This window comes from Sulfurimonas sp. (assembly GCF_026991475.1).
Taxonomy (GTDB): Bacteria; Campylobacterota; Campylobacteria; order Campylobacterales; family Sulfurimonadaceae; genus Sulfurimonas.
In genome coordinates, this window is record NZ_JALXBK010000061.1 from 189 (window position 1) to 1,756 (window position 1,568).

Annotated in this window: 2 protein-coding genes; both read right to left on the bottom strand. The window is 40.3% G+C overall.

From position 1 onward, the window contains the following. Positions 1 to 789, bottom strand: a 789-nt coding sequence (locus tag MV589_RS04835) for an ABC transporter permease (protein WP_297432589.1), incomplete at its 3' end; no start/stop codon positions are given. Then, positions 789 to 1,568, bottom strand: a 780-nt coding sequence (locus MV589_RS04840; protein ID WP_297432592.1) for an efflux RND transporter periplasmic adaptor subunit, incomplete at its 5' end; no start/stop codon positions are given. The genes MV589_RS04835 and MV589_RS04840, both read right to left, overlap by 1 nt.

Here is a 1,568-nt window from a genome sequence, read left to right on the forward strand (position 1 = left end):
CTGTTTCGATGCCATTTTTATGAGATTCTTGGTCAAAATTGTCTTCTCTTGCTCTGCTGTATAGACAGAATTATGCTTCCATCGTCTTATATCTTGCGCAACTGCGTTTACATCATAACCACTCTGTACACGGGCAACGATTGCGTTTACCATATGTGAGTTGACACCTTTTATGCCTCTTGCTCTGTCATTTCTTATGCGTGCATTAGAGTAGAGAAACTGCAACTCCTGCGCATCTTTGAGTGAAATGTATACTAAAGGGTCTCCACCAGAAGAGACTGTACCGTGTGTGACACCTACAACGGTGTAAATATCTCTACCTAAAGGAATTTTATCGCCTAGTTTAAAGCCTGTTTTGTCTGTCACTACCATCTCATAATGGCTGCGTTTGAGTCCGCGTCCCGCTATAAGTTTGCTTGGATTGATGGGGTCAATATCTCCAAAAGGGTTAAAACCAACTGCAAAAACACGTACCATCTCATTTTTTAAAGGGAGTTGGAGGTTTTGAAAGGTAATGCCCTCTGAACTTTTTACTCCTTGTATGACATGAATGGTGTCTTTTAAATCTTCATGTACTCGTGATGCCTCGGCAAAGGGTCCAAGTGTATTTTCCTGAACGACCCACAGATCAACATCCAAATCATCAAGTAAAACTTGTGCATCGATGATCATACCTCTATAAACACCCATCATAATCATAACAATGCCAAGAAGCATCCCCACACCTGCGGCGGTTACGATGAATTTTCCAAGAGTATGTTTTATCTCTTTTTGTGCTAAGTTTATCATTAGTGAACTCTTGCACCCTCATGAAGAGGCTTTTTGTTTGGTGACGGCACAAGTATGACTGCGTTTGTAGCAAGGTTTTTCACGGCTACTGTTTTGCCACTGATGCCAAGCACTTTGACTTTTTGAAAGTGCGCTTTGCTGTTTTGAGCTATCCAAACACCACTTTTACCATCTTTATGAACTATTACTTTTGTAGGAACTGTGACAATATTTTGAAGTGTTTTGGTATTTATGAGCACCTCTGCCTGTTCATTGATGTAAAATGGAATTGGTAGTTTCTCAAACGCAACATCTACTTCTCGCTCCTGTGTTACCGCGTCACTCTCTGCCACGATGCGTTTTACAATACCTGCAAATTTTTTCCCAGCTTGAGAGCGGAGTGTAATAGTTGCGTGTTGTCCAACTTTGATGTTTCCACTAACACGTTCATCAATGTAAGTACGAATCCAAACATCTTTAGGATCTACAATCTTAAATATACTCTGTGTAGGTACAACACTCTGCGCTACTTCTACCTCTTTAGCGATGACATAACCATCAACTGGTGCATAGATTTTATAGCGTGAGAGTTTCACTTCAAGTGCTTTTACACTTGTTTGTGAGCGTTTTACCTCTTGTAGTGCTGAGTTTATATGTGCTTTTGTAGCAGCGATCTGTGCTTTTATAGCATCTAGGTCTGCTTTTGCTTTGTCATACTCTGACTGAGAGGCGAAAGATTGGATTTTTAGTTTTTTGTAACGGTTGTAGGTTACAAGTGCTAAATTTCTTTGTGCATAGAG